13 protein-coding genes are annotated in these 17,986 nt (G+C 64.9%); 7 read left to right on the forward strand and 6 right to left on the reverse strand.

Annotated features, from left to right (window positions below; all coding sequences use genetic code 11):
• The first annotated feature begins 26 nt into the window (after positions 1–26).
• Together K1X41_RS02815 and K1X41_RS02820 are read left to right on the forward strand one after the other, a co-directional pair.
• Positions 27–1,853 (forward strand): AMP-dependent synthetase/ligase, encoded by a 1,827-nt coding sequence (locus tag K1X41_RS02815; RefSeq protein ID WP_220175268.1) that lies wholly within the window; start codon positions 27–29, stop codon positions 1,851–1,853.
• A 468-nt stretch (positions 1,854–2,321) separates the two neighbouring features.
• Positions 2,322–2,900 carry a hypothetical protein gene (locus tag K1X41_RS02820; RefSeq protein WP_132203789.1) on the forward strand — a complete coding sequence of 193 codons (579 nt, stop codon included), beginning with the start codon at positions 2,322–2,324 and terminating at the stop codon, positions 2,898–2,900.
• 49 nt (positions 2,901–2,949) lie between these two features.
• On the opposite strand, the gene def is transcribed toward K1X41_RS02820, so the two are convergent.
• Together def and K1X41_RS02830 are read right to left on the reverse strand one after the other, a co-directional pair.
• Positions 2,950–3,441, reverse strand: coding sequence for a peptide deformylase (gene def, locus K1X41_RS02825; RefSeq protein WP_132203791.1), 492 nt, complete (start codon positions 3,439–3,441; stop codon positions 2,950–2,952).
• 9 nt (positions 3,442–3,450) lie between these two features.
• Positions 3,451–6,849: a pyruvate carboxylase gene (locus tag K1X41_RS02830; RefSeq protein WP_220175269.1), complete on the reverse strand. Its 3,399-nt coding sequence runs from the start codon at positions 6,847–6,849 to the stop codon at positions 3,451–3,453.
• A 265-nt stretch (positions 6,850–7,114) separates the two neighbouring features.
• Here K1X41_RS02830 and K1X41_RS02835 point away from each other — a divergent pair, with 265 nt between their 5' ends.
• From K1X41_RS02835 to K1X41_RS02845, 3 genes are all read left to right on the forward strand, one after another.
• Positions 7,115–9,589 carry a M1 family aminopeptidase gene (locus tag K1X41_RS02835; RefSeq protein ID WP_220175270.1) on the forward strand — a complete coding sequence of 825 codons (2,475 nt, stop codon included), beginning with the start codon at positions 7,115–7,117 and terminating at the stop codon, positions 9,587–9,589.
• 56 nt (positions 9,590–9,645) lie between these two features.
• A complete protein-coding gene (locus tag K1X41_RS02840; RefSeq protein ID WP_220175271.1) occupies positions 9,646–9,960 on the forward strand; it encodes an LPXTG cell wall anchor domain-containing protein in 315 nt (104 codons plus the stop codon).
• A gap of 170 nt (positions 9,961–10,130) precedes the next feature.
• Positions 10,131–10,970, forward strand: a complete 840-nt coding sequence (locus K1X41_RS02845) for a ParA family protein (protein ID WP_132203797.1) — start codon at positions 10,131–10,133, stop codon at positions 10,968–10,970.
• Between the two features lie 973 nt (positions 10,971–11,943).
• On the opposite strand, the gene K1X41_RS02850 is transcribed toward K1X41_RS02845, so the two are convergent.
• From K1X41_RS02850 to K1X41_RS02865, 4 genes are all read right to left on the reverse strand, one after another.
• Positions 11,944–12,525: a MerR family transcriptional regulator gene (locus K1X41_RS02850; protein ID WP_243642846.1), complete on the reverse strand. Its 582-nt coding sequence runs from the start codon at positions 12,523–12,525 to the stop codon at positions 11,944–11,946.
• A 161-nt stretch (positions 12,526–12,686) separates the two neighbouring features.
• Complete coding sequence (gene ftsR / locus K1X41_RS02855) at positions 12,687–13,364, reverse strand: transcriptional regulator FtsR (protein WP_258566617.1); 678 nt, start codon at positions 13,362–13,364, stop codon at positions 12,687–12,689.
• A gap of 1 nt (position 13,365) precedes the next feature.
• Positions 13,366–13,830: an FHA domain-containing protein gene (locus K1X41_RS02860; protein WP_243642848.1), complete on the reverse strand. Its 465-nt coding sequence runs from the start codon at positions 13,828–13,830 to the stop codon at positions 13,366–13,368.
• Positions 13,831–14,019: 189 nt separating this feature from the next.
• Positions 14,020–15,522 (reverse strand): helix-turn-helix domain-containing protein, encoded by a 1,503-nt coding sequence (locus K1X41_RS02865; RefSeq protein ID WP_132203801.1) that lies wholly within the window; start codon positions 15,520–15,522, stop codon positions 14,020–14,022.
• 151 nt (positions 15,523–15,673) lie between these two features.
• Here K1X41_RS02865 and aceB point away from each other — a divergent pair, with 151 nt between their 5' ends.
• A complete protein-coding gene (aceB, locus tag K1X41_RS02870) occupies positions 15,674–17,329 on the forward strand; it encodes a malate synthase A (protein WP_133616823.1) in 1,656 nt (551 codons plus the stop codon).
• A 165-nt stretch (positions 17,330–17,494) separates the two neighbouring features.
• Positions 17,495–17,983 carry a type III secretion system chaperone family protein gene (locus tag K1X41_RS02875; RefSeq protein ID WP_132203805.1) on the forward strand — a complete coding sequence of 163 codons (489 nt, stop codon included), beginning with the start codon at positions 17,495–17,497 and terminating at the stop codon, positions 17,981–17,983.
• The last annotated feature ends 3 nt before the right edge of the window (positions 17,984–17,986 follow it).

The raw sequence follows: 17,986 nt of genomic DNA on the forward strand, positions 1-17,986 counted from the left end.
CTGTACGAGGTATCAAGGGAGCTGCCGTGAAACAGTCTCATACGCCCATTCTGATTCCCCCCGTCCCCGAGGACAACATTTCGGACCTGCTGGAACAGCGTGTTGCTGCGACACCAGACCGCCCATTGTTCTCGGTCCCGGTCGGGGACGGATGGCGCGACATTAGCGCAACCGAGTTCCGGAGGCAGGTGATCACGCTCGCGAAAGGCTTGGCCGCCGCAGGCGTGGAACCCGGTGACCGGGTCGCGCTCATCTGCAAGACGAGCTACCCATGGACGCTCGTGGATTTCGCCCTCCACTACGCCGGGGCCGTTATGGTCCCGGTCTACGAGACGTCTTCGCCGCTGCAGATCCATTGGATTCTCGAGGACTCGGGTGCCCGCGCCATCATCACGGAGTCCGCTGAACACGCGGCCCGCGTCGCTGAAGTGCGGAGCGACCTCCCGGCGTTGGAGCTTGATTGGCGCCTCGACGAGGGTGCGATCGATGCGCTCAGCGCTGGCGGAGCAGAGATTTCAGATGAGGAAATCGAGCGTCGCCGCAGTCTCGCAGTTGGCAGCGACATGGCGACGCTGATCTACACCTCGGGCTCGACGGGCCGCCCGCGCGGCTGCGTGCTCACTCACTCAAACTTCGTCGATCTCGCCCGCAACGCTGGCAGCGCGCTCGACGAGGTCGTGCAGCCGGGTGCCTCCACGCTCCTGTTCGTGACCCTGGCGCACGTGTTCGCTCGATTCATCTCCGTGCTCGCCGTGCACGCTGGCGTTCGTGTGGGCCACCAGCCCGACACCACTCAGCTGCTCCCGTCGCTCGGGTCGTTCAAGCCCACCTTCTTGCTCGCCGTGCCGCGCGTATTTGAGAAGGTCTACAACTCCGCGGAACAAAGCACTGCGGCCGATGGCAAGGGAAAGATCTTCCGCACCGCTGCCAAGGTCGCCGTGGAGCACTCCGAGGCGCTCGACACCGGCAAGGTGCCGTTCATGCTCGGGCTGAAATTCAAGGTATTCGATAAACTCGTGTACGCGAAGCTGCGTGAAAAGCTGGGCGGCAACGTCCGCTACGCGGTGTCCGGATCGGCACCGCTCAGCCACTACCTTGGCCACTTTTACCGCAGCCTCGGAGTGAAGATCCTCGAAGGCTATGGCCTGACAGAAACAACCGCCCCGGTCTCGGTGAATCTGCCAGACAAGTTCAAGATCGGTACCGTCGGCCCTGCGCTGCCGGGACACACCATCCGGATCGGAGACGACGGCGAAGTCGAGATCAAGGGCATCGACGTGTTCAAGGAGTACTGGAACAACCCAACGGCGACGCGTGCGGCGTTCACCGACGACGGGTTCTTCCGCACCGGAGACCTCGGAAGCCTCGATGACGACGGCTACCTCACGATCACCGGCCGCAAAAAGGAGATCATCGTGACCGCTGGCGGGAAGAACGTCTCGCCTGCCGCGCTCGAGGATCCCATCCGTGCCAATACGATCATCGGCCAGGTCGTGGTAGTCGGCGACCAGAAACCCTTCATCTCGGCGCTCGTGACGCTCGATCCAGAGATGCTCCCGGCGTGGCTGAACAATCAGGGCGAGGATCCATCCATGTCGCTCGAGGAAGCCGTCCGGAATCCGAAGGTGCTTGCCGAGGTGCAGAGTGCGATCGATGGCGGGAACAAGTACGTCTCCCGCGCCGAATCGATTCGCAAGTTTGTGATCCTGCCGACGGAGTTCATCGAGGCGAACGGGCACCTGACTCCGAAGATGAGCATCAGGCGTGATGCTATCCTCCGCGACTTCGCCGGCGAGATCGCGAAGCTCTACGGCCCCAACCCGCAGACGGAGCTCGTGAACACGCAGGCGTAATCTTCGTGCATCCTGTGGCCTCCGGAACTCCCGGGGGCCACAGAGTGCACGAAGCGACAGTTCCGGTCCCTAGGCTGCGCCTCCCCCTGTTCCAGCGGGGCTCAGCTCGCGTTGGGTCAACTTCCGAGGTGGGCACGTTCAGACTGGACACCCCTGGTCGTTCCCTGGTGACGCACCTCGATGCTGGGGAATACTCGCGCACGTTCACCGATTTCCCACGGCAGTAGGCCCAGAGACATCACCGGCGGGCGGTGCAGCACGCAGAAGCTCGCATGCCCTGCGCGCACCACCGGGGCCCTTTCCCACGCGCGTGGACCGGTGCAGCAGACTGAGCGCCGCTGCCGTCCGCCGAGCTGCCCGTGCCTGGGCGCTGGTATCGTGGGCGCTGGCCGGCGGTTGCGCCGGAAGCAACACTGCAAGGAGGACCACTGTGACGCATTCCCAGGTCGAGACACGAGGGACCGTGCAGTGACCACGCCGCAGCGCGGGCTTCCCGGCTGGGCGATCGGGCTCATTGTCGGCATCAGTGCACTCCTCCTCCTGCTTCTCGTTGGGGGGTTCGTTGGGCTCCGTCTGATCAGCGGCGCACTCTCAGATGCGCTCTCCTCATCACCGCACGTCTCTTCAGCGCCCACGGCGCCGGGCACACCGCGGGATCCGAGCGATACAGACCCGGGCGCTGACGCGACGGAGGGCACGGCGGCGGCTCAAGCCACCCGCGACGCCGAGTACGTCATCGGCATGTACGATCAGTACCTCGCGGCGAGCAGAGACGGCAGCATTCGCGAGCTTGTGCCTGATGGCGCGAACGTCGATCCCGACTACTTCGCGGCATTCCTCTATATGCTCACCGATCTGCGCAGCGCGGCCCGCTTTGTGCCGCCCTCTGCGGAGAACGCTGAGCAGCTGCGCGAATACGCGGAGCAGGCGGAAGAATACGAGCGTCTCTTCCTCGCAGGAAAAGATCTCGACGTTGACATCAAGATCACCCGTGAGGACGGTTCCGTGTTCGAGACTGACGGAAAATACCGCACGGTCACACCGTAGTGGGCTGCCCTCGCCGCTCGACTTCCCGTTCAGTCACCCCGCAGGGCCGCTAGAACCAGCTTGACGTGCGGATCTGGCGCATGGCCTCTCCGCGCGCCTCACGATCGAGACGGTTGATGTAGAGCTTGCCGTCGAGATGATCACACTCGTGCTGCAGTGCCTGCGCGAGCAGGCCCTCACCTGAGATCTCGATCTCGTCTCCGTCGAGGTTAATCCCCCGCACCGTTGCTCGAGGGTAGCGCAGCACCGGGAACCAGAGGTCTGGCACCGAGAGACAGCCCTCACCGGTGGGTACCGGTTCTCCCTCGAGCGCGACCAACTCCGGGTTCAGCACATAGCTGACCTCGCCATCAATGTTCAGCGAGAACGCGCGCTGCAAGTGTCCGATCTGCGTGGCAGCCAACCCCGCGCGCCCGTCGAAAGCCACCGTATCGCAGAGGTCTTCAACGAGCGCACGCACCCCCTCATCAATGTCGGTGATGGGGTCGCACACTGTGCGAAGGGCTGGGTCGCCAAACAGGCGGATCTCTCGTACTGCCACTCGTCAATCCTAGGCGATGACGACGATCAGATCGCCTGCCTCAAGCCCGCGAGTGCCGGTGAACACGATCCGTTCGACCGTGCCACTGGTGGGGGCTGTGATCGCGGCCTCCATCTTCATCGCCTCGATCACGGCAATCGGTTGTCCGGTCTCGACGGTGTCACCTACGGCCACCTTGACCGTGACCGTGCCGGAGAACGGCGCAGACACTTGTCCGGGAACAGTGCGGTCAGCTTTCTCGGCGACTGGGGTCGAGACCGCCACACTCTCGTCCTTGACGAACACTTGGCGCAGCTGGCCGTTGACGCGCACCATGACCGTGCGCACGCCCTTGCCATCAGCCTCGCCAATTGCTTCGAGTCCGACGTAGAGCCGCACGCCCTTCGCGAGATCAATCGCGCGTTCCGTGCCCGCCTCCAGCCCGTACAGATAGTCGGCTGTGTCGAGCACGGAGAGATCGCCAAACTGTTCGCGATCCTGCTCGAACTGCCGCGTCGGCGCTGGGAACAGCAAGCGATTCAGCGTCTGGCGCCGCTCCAGGCTCTCGCCAGCCAGCAGCGCGGCGTCCTCCTCCGTGACCGGCGCAACCTCGATGTTCACCGTACGACCGGCAAGCACCTTCGATCGGAACGGCTCAGGCCACCCGCCGGGGATCTCCCCCAGCTCGCCCGCGAGGAACCCGACGACCGAATCGGGGATGTCGTAGTTCTCAGGGTGCGCTTCAAAATCAGCCGGATCGGCGTCGACGGCCGCAAGGTGGAGAGCGAGATCGCCCACCACTTTCGACGAGGGCGTCACTTTCGGGATCCGGCCCAGCATCGTATTCGCCGCAGCGTACATGTCTTCGATCTTCTCGAAGTCGTTCGCGAGCCCCAGCGCAATCGCCTGCTGGCGCAGGTTCGAAAGCTGGCCCCCGGGGATCTCGTGCGTGTATACGCGCCCTGTCGGCGACGGCAGGCCCGACTCGAACGGCTTGTAGACAGCGCGCACGGCATCCCAGTACGGCTCAAGTGCGAACACCGCGTCTGCGTCGAGACCGGTGTCGCGCTCGGTGTCCGCGAGTGCCGCGACGAGCGCGGAGAGTGACGGCTGGCTCGTCGTGCCAGACATCGGGGCCGATGCGACGTCCACCGCGTCGACGCCTGCAGCGGATGCTGCGAGCAGCGTCGCGAGCTGCCCGCCAGGCGTGTCGTGAGTGTGCAGGTGCACCGGCAGATCGAAGCGCTCGCGCAAAGCGGTGACGAGTTTCGCCGCAGCGGCCGGGCGCAAGAGGCCGGCCATGTCCTTGATCGCGAGCACATGCGCACCAGCGTCGACAATCTGCTCGGCGAGGCCGAGGTAGTAGTCGAGCGTGTATTTGTCTTCAGCAGGTGAAAGCAGGTTGCCGGTGTACGCCATCGCGACTTCGGCGACCGCCGTGCCGGTTTCGCGCACCGCATCGATCGCGACGCGCATCTGGTTCACGTCGTTGAGTGCGTCGAAAATCCGGAAGACGTCAACGCCAGTGGCCGCAGCCTCGCGCACGAACGCGCTGGCGACGTTCGCCGGGTACGGCGTGTAGCCCACAGTGTTTTGGCCGCGCAGCAACATCTGGATCGGGATATCTCCGAGCGTTTCGCGCAGCGTCGCCAAGCGCTCCCACGGATCTTCACCGAGGAATCGCAGTGCGACGTCATACGTTGCCCCGCCCCAGGCCTCGACCGACCACAGCTGCGGCGTCAGGCGCGCAACGTGCGGCGCAACGCGCGCCAGATCCTTCGTGCGCACGCGGGTCGCGAGCAGCGACTGGTGCGCGTCGCGGAACGTGGTCTCCGTCACGGCGAGCGCGGTCTGTGCGCGCAGCGACTGTGCGAAGCCCTCCGGGCCAAGCTCGAGCAGGCGGCTGCGCTGACCGGCAGGCGCTGGCTGCGACAGGTCTACGGCCGGGAGCTTCGCCGCTGGATCGATCCCGTTCGGGCGCACGCCATTCGGCTGATTCACGGTGACGTTCGCGACATGCTGCAGCAGGCGGGTGGCGCGGTCCTTCGGCTTGTTCATATTGAGCAGCTCTGGCCGCTCCTCGATGAACGAGGTGGCAACATCGCCTGCCTGGAACGCGGGATCCGCGAGCACGGCCTGCAGGAACGGGATGTTCGTCGCGACACCACGGATCCGGAATTCGGCGAGCGCGCGGCGGGCGCGCACCACAGCGTCCTCGAAGGTGCGTCCGCGGCAGGTGAGCTTCGCGAGCATCGAATCGAAGTGCGGGCTGATCTGCGCGCCGGCGTTGATCGTGCCGCCGTCGAGGCGCACGCCGCCGCCACCCGGTGAGCGGTAGGCAGTGATCCGGCCGAGGTCGGGGCGGAACCCGTTCGCGGGATCCTCTGTGGTGATCCGGCACTGCAAGGCCGCGCCGCGGAGCTGGATCTTGTCCTGCGTGAGTTCAAGCTCCTCGAGCGTGGCGCCGGCCGCGATCCGCATCTGCGCGCGCACGAGGTCGACGTCGGTGACCTCTTCGGTCACCGTGTGCTCGACCTGGATTCGAGGGTTCATCTCGATGAACACATGCTCGCCAGCACGGTCGCCCTCGGTATCGAGCAGAAACTCCACAGTGCCGGCGTTTTCGTAGCCAATGGATTTGGCGAACGCGATCGCGTCGCGCGTCAGTTCCGCACGCTTCGCCTCTGAGAGGTTGGGGGCCGGTGCGATCTCAACCACTTTCTGGTGGCGGCGCTGCACTGAGCAGTCGCGCTCGTAGAGGTGGACCGTGCCACCTGTGGCATCCGCGAGGATCTGCACTTCGATGTGGCGCGGGCGCAGCACAGCCTGCTCGATGAACATCGTGGCGTCACCGAACGCCGATTCGGCCTCGCGCATCGCCGCTTCCAGCGCATCGCGCAGATCCTCCGGCCGCTCAACGCGGCGCATCCCGCGCCCGCCGCCACCAGCTACGGCCTTGGCGAACAGCGGGTAGCCGATCTCTGCGCCGCCTGCGACGAGCGCCTCAATGTCCTGTGAGGGCGGAGTGGAGCGCAGCACCGGCACTCCAGCAGCGATCGCGTGTTCTTTCGCGGCCACTTTGTTCCCAGCCATCTCCAGCGCGGTCTTGCCCGGCCCAATGAACCGAATGCCATTCGCCGCTGCCGCTGCCGCGAGCTCTGGATTTTCAGAGAGGAACCCATAGCCCGGGTAAATGGCGTCTGCGCCACACTCGAGTGCAACGCGGATGATCTCGGCGACGTCCAGGTACGCCCGGACAGGGTGCCCAACCTCACCAATGAGGTATGCCTCATCAGCCTTGAGCCGGTGCAGCGAATTCCGATCTTCGTAGGGAAAAACCGCGACCGTCAGCGCTCCCAGCTCGTGCGCCGCGCGAAACGCGCGAATCGCGATTTCACCACGATTGGCAACCAAAACCTTCGTGAACATGCAGAAACACTCCTCTGTATTAGGCCAACGCCGGTTGCCCAGACCGCGCGAATCGTTCGATATCAAGATACATGGAAACGTATCGCGCAGAGGCACATACGATTGCGCGCGCCTCCAGGCACCGTCTTGAGGGGTGCATACGCGCAGGCAGAACTGGGACTTCCGCCTGTAACAGTGCCGGAATACAGTTATCGCTACCTGTGCGTTCTGTCGCTGTTGACACCGCCGGGCACCTTTCGTCCGTCTCACAATGCCGAAGGAACCAATGACCGTCACCAGACCGGGAGGTGGTGTGCGCGCTCGCCGCCACGTCGCCACCACCGCAACACTCGCCCTCGCCGCCAGCATGCTGATGCTGCCGGCCACCGCCGCATTCGCCGATGACGCCATCGACGGCCCGCAGACTTCGGGAGACAGCGTCTTCCCGAACGTCGGCAACGGCGGCTACGACGCACTCGACTACGACGTTTCGCTGGCGTGGACGCCAGACGCTCAGCAAACCACGAACCTCGTCGCCGGCAGCATGGGGGCTGCCACCACGACGATGACCGCGCGCGCAGCACAGCCGCTGCGCACATTCTCCCTCGACTTCGAGGGCATGGAGATTGACTCGATCACGGTCAACGGCCAGCCTGCCACGTGGACTCGCGACATTGATGCCGCTGCGATCAAGTACAAGCTCGTGATCACACCGGCGACCCCGGTTTCCGGGGACTTTACGACCACGATCAAGTACCACGGTGTGCCCGTCACGCACATCGACCTCGACGGCGCAGCCGAGGGGTGGAGCCGCACCAGTGACGGCGCGATGCTGCTCGGCCAGCCCATCGGCATGATGGCGGGCTACCCGCACAACAACACGCCGGCAGACAAGGCGACATACACCTTCACGATCGACATCCCGTCGACGCATTCGGCCGCCAACGGCACCGGAGCGGCGCCCGCCGCCGCCGTCAGCAACGGCGAGCTGAAGTCGCGCACACCGTCAGCTGACGGCTCGCGCACCACCTGGGTGTGGCGCCAGGACAAGCAGATGGCCTCCGAGCTCGCAATCATCGGAATCGGCCGCTACGACGTAATCGAGAGCTCCATAGTGCTCAGCGATGGTCGCACCATCCCCAGCTGGTCATTCATCGATTCAACACTGTCGGTAGCGAACAAGACAACGGTAACCAACCGGCTTGCGCAGTTGCAGACCATCACGCAGAACCTGGAAAAGGTCTACGGGCCGTATCCGGGCAATAGCACGGGTGTGGTCGTCGACACCGTGCCCTCAGCGATCAACTACGCGCTCGAGACGCAGGATCGTTCATTCTTCCCATCCGCGAGCTCGGTCGGTGGCAACACGCTCATTCACGAGCTGATTCACCAGTGGTACGGCGACAATGTGGCGCCGTCGACCTGGACCGACATCTGGATCGGTGAGGGCATGGCCACCTGGGGGCCGACGCACTACAACAGCCAGGCTGGCTTCGGCACCGGCGCTTCCACCGAGCAGACCTACTTCAACTCGTGGAACAGCAAGGCCGCGAACTCCCCTGACTGGACGATTGCTCCGGGCTTGCAGAACAACTCCGCCGAGCTATACGGCTACCAGACCTACACGCGCAGCGCGCAGTTCTGGGAGGCGCTCAAGATCTCCATCGGTGACGAGGCGTTCTTCAAGCTCGTTCCCGAGTGGCAGGCCCGCTACGGCGGCCTCAGCGTTTCGGGCGCAGAGCTCAAGGCACTCGCGGAGGAGCTCTCGGGTCACGACCTGACCGCCTTCTGGAACGCGTGGATCATGACCCCCGCGAAGCCGGCCTGGCCCGAGAAGCTCACCGCGAGCCTCACGACGCCCGAGCGCACCGAGCCTGCAAAGCGCGGCGACGAAATCGTGTACTCACTGACGGCGACGAACACGGGCAAGGTGCCGCTCGCGACCTCCGTGATCACCGTTGACGCCACCTCGCTGCTCGCCAGCGCAACGCTCGCGACCCCGCTGCCCGAGAGCGTCACGCTCGATGGCACCACGCTGAGCTGGGCGGTTCCGGCAACGGCGCCCGGCGCCGCTGCCGCAGTAACACTCAAGGCCGTGGTGTCTGACACCGCGTCTGGCGGCACGATCGACGCCGCTGCACAGGTCGCAACGCTCGGTGGCACCTGCACTGAGTGCTCAACGTCGCTCGACGTGACGGAGTACGAGCTGGCCCCGGCTCCCGCGCCGACGATCAGCGGCGACGCTCGCGTGGGCGAAACACTCACTGCGGGCACCGCCGGCTGGCCGGAGGGCACCTCCTTCAGCTACGAATGGGCGATCGACGGCACCACCGTGGCAGACGCCACGGCCGAGACCTTCGATATCCCGGCCTCAGCCGAGGGCAAGACGGTGACGGTGACCGTGACAGGCGCCAAGGACCAGTTCCTCCCGGTCACCGTGACGAGCGACCCCACAGTGGCTGTGCAGCCTGCCAAGGTGGATCCTGGCACTGAGCCCGGCACCGACCCGGGCACTGAGCCGGGCACCGACCCGGGATCAGATCCGGGCACGGATCCAGGTACTGATCCGGGCACGGATCCGGGCACGGATCCCAGCACTGATCCGGGGGCCGACCCTGGCACGGATCCAGGCACCGACCCCAGCACCGAGCCAGGCACGACAGACCCAGGATCCACCGATCCCGGCACGACGGAGCCCAGCACGGAGCCGGGCAGTGGCGCCCGATCGCGCCAGCAGAATCGGCGCTCACTGATGCGCTGAAGGGCGCGATCACCTTCCCTGGCACGGTCGCCCCAGGCCAGCGCTTCAGCGTCGGTGTGGGCACCGAGCACGCAGGGAAGTCCGTTGAGGCCTGGCTCTTCTCGACGCCACGCCACCTGAGCACACTCACCGTGAATGCACAGGGCTACGTTCAGATCACGATGCCGAATGATGCCGCAACCGGCCCTCACCGGCTTGTGATCGCGAACGCAGATGGCAGCGTGATCGGCTGGGGCCCGATTCTGCTTCAGGCACGCGGACTCGCTACGACCGGCGGCACCCTGCCGCTCGTCGGGGCCGCGCTCGGCGCGACACTGTTGCTGGGAGGCGCGCTCGTGCTCGCCTCTCGCCGCAGGCAGCGCAGCGCGTAGTACGCGCCCAGCGGCCGGTGTGCCACGCGGGAGTATTCCTGCGTGGCACACCGGCCGCTGTTTTGTGCGCCGAGCAAAATCGCCCGGTTGGACGGCAGTTCTTCCGTTCTGCGCGAACACTTCGTATTCGGACTAGCAACCCTCCAGCCCACATCCACTAAACTCGGGGTGTGCATGTATTGAGTGTGAGCTCCCTCAAGGGCGGCGTAGGCAAGACCACCGTGACCCTCGGTCTCGCTTCGGCTGCGTTTTCACGCGGTCTGCGGACCCTCGTCGTGGACTTCGACCCGCAGTCGGACGTCTCCACTGGACTGGCAGTCAGCCCCGAGGGCTTCCTTAACGTCGCCGATGTCTTGGAGAGCCCCAAGGAGAAAACGGTGCGCGCCGCGATTGCGCACAGCGGCTGGAACGATTACCACGAGGGCGGCACCATCGACCTGATGGTTGGCAGCCCCTCCTCGATCAACTTTGACGGCCCGCACCCGTCCGCGCGCGACATCTGGAAGCTCGAAGAAGCGCTTGCCGTAGTCGAGTCCGAATATGATCTTGTGCTCATCGACTGCGCGCCGTCCCTGAACGCCCTCACGCGCACCGCGTGGGCCGCTAGTGACCGCGTGCTCGTCGTCGCTGAACCCAGCCTGTTCGCTGTCGCAGCGACCGACCGCGCGCTGCGCGCCATCGAGGAAATCCGCCGCGGTGTGAGCCCGCGACTGCAGCCGCTTGGCATCCTGATCAATCGCACCCAGCCTCAGTCGATGGAGCACCAGTTCCGGATCCGTGAGCTGCGCGAGATGTTCGGCCCGCTGGTGCTCACCCCACAGCTGCCTGAGCGTCCGTCACTCCAGCAGGCGCAGGGCGCCGCGAAGCCGGTGCACATGTGGCCGGGCGAGCCGTCGCAGGAAATGGCCGCGAACTTCGACACGATCCTCGATCGTGTCCTCCGCTCAGCCGGCATGGAGGCCGATCGCGCGGCGAGTGCGCCGACACAGGCCACCACCGTCACCGACTAGGCCCCTTCCCCTCCCCTGGTCCCCGGGCGCTGCACGCTGCGCGGGCCAGCAGGGCGTTGTTTGAGCCGGCAGGGCGTTGTTTGAGCCGGCAGGACGCTCTGCGGCCCGGCGTTGCGTGAGCCCGCAGGGTGCTGTACGCATCACTTATGCAGTGGACCAGTCAGCACGACACTGCACGGATCCGCTGGGCAGTGCGTGAGGCAGCAAGACATTCTACAGTCCCACCTGGCCGCCCGAATCTTGTGCGTTCTGGCACGCCCACACGAGCGCACACCATCACGTTCAGGCGCCAGCGCGCCTTCGCGCTCGTGCAGGAGATTCGAGCTCGGGCAGGATGCTCCCGACGACATCTCCCTGCAGGGCGTGGAATCTCCTGCGTGAAGTCAACACGCAGTCGGCTAGCACAGCAGGTTCACCCCTTTGGCGCCCCGGCCCCGGCCCCGATCTGACGCCGCGTGCACCACCGAGAGAGACGCCCACAGCCGGGAGCCAAAGCCGCACACCGTCACGTTCAGGCGCCAGCGCGGCGTCGCGCTCGTGCAGGAGATTCGAGCTCGCGCAGGATGCTCTCGACGGCATCGCCCTGCACAACCTCGGATTTCCTGCACGAAGTCGAATACTCGTCGGCCAGCACAGCAGGTTCACCCCGTCGGCACCCCTGCCCCGGCCCCGCTCCGACGCCGCGTGCAACACTGAGGGAGACGCCCACAGCCGGGAGCCGAAGCCGCACACCGTCACGTTCAGGCGCCAGCGCGCCTTCGCGCTCGTGCAGGAGATTCGAGCTCACGCAGGATGCTCTCGACGGCATCGCCCTGCACGACCTCGAATCTCCTGCACGACCTCGGATCTCCCGCACGGCCTCGGATCTCCCGCACGACGAGCACCGCACCCGCCCGCTCCCTCACGAGACGCGGCGCAGGATGCCCAAAAGGGGCCTCAGCGCAACGCTGAGGCCCCTTTTAGCTCTGATCGACTAGGAGATCTTGCGGGTCTTGCGACGAACGGCGAGTTCATCGACCTCGCTGGACTGCACGCGGTGCTCGTCCATGTCGACGAGCGAGGTCTCAACTTCACGGAGCACTTTGCCGACGGCAATGCCGAACACGCCCTGTCCGCGACTGACGAGGTCGATGACCTCATCACTCGAGGTGCACAGATAAACGCTCGCGCCATCGCTCATAAGCGTCGTCTGGGAAAGATCGTGGACGCCTGCCTCATGCAACTGCGCGACTGCCGTACGGATCTGCTGGAGCGAGATCCCTGTATCAAGCAGGCGCTTCACGAGCTTGAGCACGAGAATGTCCCGGAAGCCGTAGAGCCGCTGTGAGCCGGAGCCTGCCGCACCGCGGACTGTCGGCTCGACGAGGCCTGTGCGAGCCCAGTAGTCGAGCTGGCGATAGCTGATGCCTGCTGCACGAGCGGCAGTTGCACCCTTGAATCCGCCGTCCTGATTCGGCCGGGGAAGCCCGTCATCAAAGAGCAGCTCAGCATCGAGCGACTCCCCAAAAGGAGCTGAAGAACCGTCTTCCCCTGACGGGTGCTGCGTGTCCTTCATTGTGCTCCTATCTCGGTGGCGCAGTGCGCCGAACTCCTGTCAACGGTACCGACCGACACTCCCCCGTGCAACGACCTGCGGACCTGATTTTCGCCGTGTCGCTCTCAAGTTGAACTTGAAGGTTGAATTGGTGCGGATTTACCCAGATTCAGGCGCCCAAATCAGGCTCCGGAAACACGCCGACGCAACACGCCGGAGCGCACCGTGTCGAGGTAGCCAGCAAACTCCAGCGCGTCCTCTGCGCCGGCCGGAGTGCCCTGCTTCACGCCGCGAGTTGACACCGCGCGCGCGATCAATTCGGCCTCGCGCTCAGCTGCCAGGCGCAGGGAGCGCAAGTGCCGCGGTGTGATGCCGCGCTCCGCGAGCCGCATCAGCGCGGTGAGCTGCGCCACAGCATCGTGCGGGAACACCTCTGCAGCCGGCAGCAACCCCGCGGCAATCGCCTCACCGAGGAAGCGGACATTCGCCCCGGTCGAGCGGCACAGCTCCTCGCTACTCAGTACGCGTTTCGGAGCGAGAATGCTCGACGCACTGCGTGGCGCGGCACCGGGAATGATCGGATCGCGGCCCTGATCGAGTTCTTCGAGCACTTCAGCAATGACCTTTAGCGGCAGGTAGTGGTCACGCTGCAGCGTCAGGATCAGCCGGAGGCGCTCGATGTGCGCCTGCGAAAACTTGCGGTACCCGGACTTCGTGCGCTCAGGGGTCACGAGCCCCTGCTCTTCGAGGAAGCGGAGCTTCGACGGCGACAGGTCAGTGAAGTCATCCTGCAGTCGGGCGAGCACCTGCCCGATGCTCAGGAGACCGCTGGTGTGCTGACGGGCCACCGCGCCCGTCACGCTAGGCGCCTTCCGCCAGATCGAAGCGCGAAGCGAAGAACGTGAAGCGGAACTTGCCCACCTGCACCTCGACACCGTCTTCGAGCGGCACTTCGCCAGTGATACGTGAGCCATCGCAGAACGTGCCGTTCAGCGAGCCGAGGTCCGACACCGTAAAGGCAGTTCCTGTGCGACGGAACTCGGCGTGCCGCCGCGAAACAGTGACATCATCAAGGAAGATGCTGACAGCGGGGTGCCTCCCGGCCACGGTGACATCCTGATCCAGTAGGAAGCGCGCTCCCTGATCAGGCCCACGGCGGACCACGAGCAGCGCAGCACCGGACGGCAGCGCTTCGACGGCGTCGCGCTCATCGATCGCGAGGTCTGTTGCACGGCTGCGGATCATAGCCCCGAGGTCATCGCGGAACTGCTGCGTTGCACGCACTTCGGTGTTGTCGGCGCGACGGGCGTGATTCTCGGTGTTCACGTGCTCACCCACTCCTGCTCTCGGGGCTTCGGCGAGCCAGCTGGCTCAATAGCTCTACGCTATCGCAGCGAGGCATCCGCTCGCACCCTGCTGGAGCGAATCAGGAGCTCCGCTTCACAATTTCACTCCGGTTTGACACGCACTGCACACAACTGTGCATTTCCCGTGCATCCCGCGCCACGCCTGCGACTATCCGCGGCGCTCGTTCTGTTCCAAAAACGCGTACACCTCGTTTGAGTCGACGCCGGGGAACGTGCCGGTCGGGAGCGCTGCGAGCAAACTCGTCGGTGTCGCTGCCTCTGGCCAAGCCGCTGCGGCCCACTTCGCGGTGAGTTCGCTCGACGCTTGCCTGCAGCAACGATCATCCGGGCAGAATGACTTCGATCGATGAGTCGTCTCGCGGCCGCGGAACCACTTCACGTCTTCGAACCGCACGCCCACACTGACGGAGTACCAGCCCTCTTTCGCTTTCTCAACCCGTGAGGTGCACCAGTACGTGCCGCCAGCAGACATGTCGGTGTACTGGTACCAGGGGTTGAAGCGATCAGACTGTGCGAACACGGTGCGCGCTGTCCAGTTGCGGCACACCATCGCACCCTCGAAGTTGCCCAGCGCGTCAGACGGGAAGCGCACACCGTCGTTCTCATACGCCTTGATCAGCGTGCCTGACTCGTGCGCCTTCATGAAGTGCACTTGCAGCCCGAGTCGTTCGGTCGCGAGGTTTGTAAACCGGTGTGCCGCCATCTCATAGGAGACCCCGAATGCGTCGCGCAGATCCTCCATCGAGATCTGTCGCTGCTTCTTCGCGTCGGCAAGCAGATCCACTGCGGCGCCCTCGGGCAGCAGCACGGCGCCTGCGAGATAGTTCGCCTCGACACGCTGGCGGAGGAAGTCAGCATAGTTGCGCGGTTCCTCGTGTCCGCACACCAGGCTGGCAAGCGCGCGCAGGATCGGAGCACGGGCATCTCGCGATGGGAGATTGCTCCCCAAGTAGATGCGTCCGTTGCGGCGGTCGATCACCGAGCGCGTCGAGTGGGGCATGTCCGAGACATAGTGCAGGCTGAAGCCGAGCTTCTCAGCCACGTTGGCGATCGTCTGCTGCGAGACCGGCCCACCGGTGTAGCCGACGCTGTCGAGCAGCTGCTGCGCTGCGCGCTCGAGTTCAGGGTAGTAATTTCCCGCTACGCGCATCTCCGCGCGCAGCTCGGTGTTCGCCCGCCGCGCCTCCTCCGGGGTTGCCGCACGCTCGCGGTGCAGGCGCTCCACTTCCTGGTGCAGTCCGAGCAACGCCTTCAGCGTCTCATCGCTCGTGGCCTTGGAGACGCGGATCGGCTGGATCCCGAGCGACCCGAAGACCGTCCCTCGTTGCGCGCGCTCGACGGCGATCTCGAGCGCTGCGCGCTCGCTCGGCGCCTCGTCGATCAGAAGCTCGTCCACAGTCACCCCGAGCGCTGCGGCGAGCGCACGTAGCAGCGGCAGTCGAGGCTCTCGCTTGCCGTTCTCAATTGCGGAAAGCTGCGAGGGAGCGCGGTCGACCGCCGCGGCGAGCTGCTCCAGCGTCATGCCGCGCTGAATGCGGTGTTCGCGCACCCTGCGCCCCAGGGTGAGGGCGTCTCCCCCGTCTTCGACGTCAGCGTCGGCACCACCAACCGCGCTGGCAGTTGCGGTCAGATCAGAAGTCACGAGAGTCATGTCACTCATCCTGCCAGAGCACGATTCTTCCGACAAGCAGAAATATCGCGAATCTTCACCCCCACATATGCCGGTTTGTGCGCTTCTCCCGGGTCCAAGATGGAATTACACCGCAGGAACCCCTCCCGCACCTTTCACGTAAGGACTCATCATGACCACCACGCAGGCGGCCCCGCAGCAGTCGCAGACCGCCACCCCCTCAGCTTTCGGCCCCCGCATCGAGGTCACCGGCCGCCCGTTCTCACGCAGCGAGGAGATCCTCACCGCCGAGGCACTCACGTTCCTCACAAAGCTGCACGATCGCTTCGCGAGCACTCGCCACGAGCGGCTCGCTGACCGGCAGCGTCGCCGCTACGAGATCGGCAATGGCCGCGACCCGAAGTTCCGCGAGGACACCCGCCAGATCCGCGAGGACGCGAACTGGCAGGTCGCAGGGGCAGGGCCGGGGCTTGAGGACCGACGCGTGGAGATCACTGGGCCCACCGATCCGAAGATGACCGTCAATGCAATGAACTCCGGCGCTCGCGTGTGGCTGGCGGATCAGGAGGACGCGACGAGCCCCACGTGGGCGAACGTCATCGGCGGCCAGCTGTCACTGTTTGACGCTATTCGGGAACAGCTGGAGTACACGAGCCCGGAGGGCAAGGAGTACCGCGTCACCGCGGAGCACACCCCGACGATCGTGATGCGGCCGCGCGGCTGGCACCTGGTCGAGAAGCACATGCGCTTCGTGGACAGCCAGGGGCAGTCCGGGGCGGCTTCTGGCAGTCTCGTCGACTTCGGCCTCTATGCGTTCCACAATGCGCGTGAGCTCGTCGCACGCGGCCGCGGCCCCTACTTCTACATCGCCAAGCTCGAGTCGAGCGAAGAGGCGAAGCTGTGGGACGACATCTTCACGTTCACCGAGCAGGAGCTGGGGCTCCCCCACGGGACGATCCGCGCAACCGTCCTCATCGAGACGCTGCCTGCCGCGTTTGAGATGGAGGAGATCCTCTATGTGATGCGCGATCACATCGCCGGGCTGAACGCTGGCCGCTGGGACTACATCTTCTCGATCATCAAGAACTACCGTGGCCGTGGTGCCCGTTTCGTTCTCCCGGATCGCAGCGAAGTGACGATGACGGTTCCGTTCATGCGTGCGTACACCGAGCTACTCGTGAAGACGTGCCACAAGCGTGGAGCTCACGCGATTGGCGGGATGAGTGCATTCATTCCGAATCGCCGCGATGCTGAAGTGACCGCCCGGGCAGAGGAGAAGGTGCGCGCCGACAAGCAGCGTGAGGCAGGAGACGGTTTCGACGGCACGTGGGTCGCACACCCCGATCTGATCAGCGTGGCACAGGCGGAGTTCGACGCTGTGCTCGGCGATCGTCCGAATCAGGTGGATCGCCAGCGTGATGATGTTGAGGTCACCGCTGCTCAACTGCTCGATGTGCACATCGGTCGCGACATCACCGAGGCCGGAGTACGCGAAAATGTCTCGATCGGCTTGCGCTACATCGAGGCGTGGCTGCGAGGCAATGGCGCGGTCGCCATCGACAACCTGATGGAGGACGCGGCGACCGCAGAGATCAGCCGCTCGCAGATCTGGCAGTGGATCCACCAGGATCAGTCCACCGCAGAGGGCACGCGCATCACCCGGGAGTGGGTGGGTGAGCTGATGCGCGAGGCCATCGCTGGGTTCGCACGCTTCGCAGGCGATCGCTACGATGATGCGGCAGAGCTGTTCGCAGACGTAGCACTGGGAGATGACTTCCCGACATTCCTCACGGTACCGGCATACAGCCGCTATCTGGTCGACGCATAAGCCACCTCCGGTGAGGGCCTCGGATCACATTCGATCCGAGGCCCTCACTCATTCTTGGCCCCGCGGCTACTGCAAATCCACTTCGACTCTCTGATTGAGCGCCCGTGCGGCCCATGAGTATGCCATCCTGCTGGGAGAACAATCCACTGAGAGGACGCGACGCACATGGGATTCTTCACGAAAGACACGACACCGGTGGCCGGTGGCCCTGATGGCCTCGCACCGCTGTCAAAGGACCGCATTAAGGCAGCCCTGGAAAGCGAGGGGTGGTCGTACAGTGTCGACTCAGACGGGGATATCGGCGGGGGCTGGGAGTACGGCTCGTTTTACTTCTTCACGAACGGCGAGCAGGGCGAGCTCCTGTGCATCCGTGGGAGCTGGCGCGGCAAGCTTGAGGCGTCAGATATGGGACTCGCGCTCCAAGCCTGCAACTCCTGGAACGCTGAGAAGCTGTGGCCAAAAACGTATGCTCGTCCGGACGAAGAGGGCATGATTCGGATCCATACCGAGCACAATGTCGACTACGAGCAGGGCATCACTGATGGCCAACTCTCCCAGCAACTCGTCTGCGCGATCAACACGGGGATGTCGTTCTACGAGCACCTCAATGAGCTGTTCCCGGCTGTCTGGGCCGAGTACAAGCCACAAGACTGATCC

Origin of the sequence: Leucobacter luti (assembly GCF_019464495.1) — a bacterium.
In the GTDB taxonomy this organism is placed as follows: Bacteria; Actinomycetota; Actinomycetes; order Actinomycetales; family Microbacteriaceae; genus Leucobacter; species Leucobacter luti_A.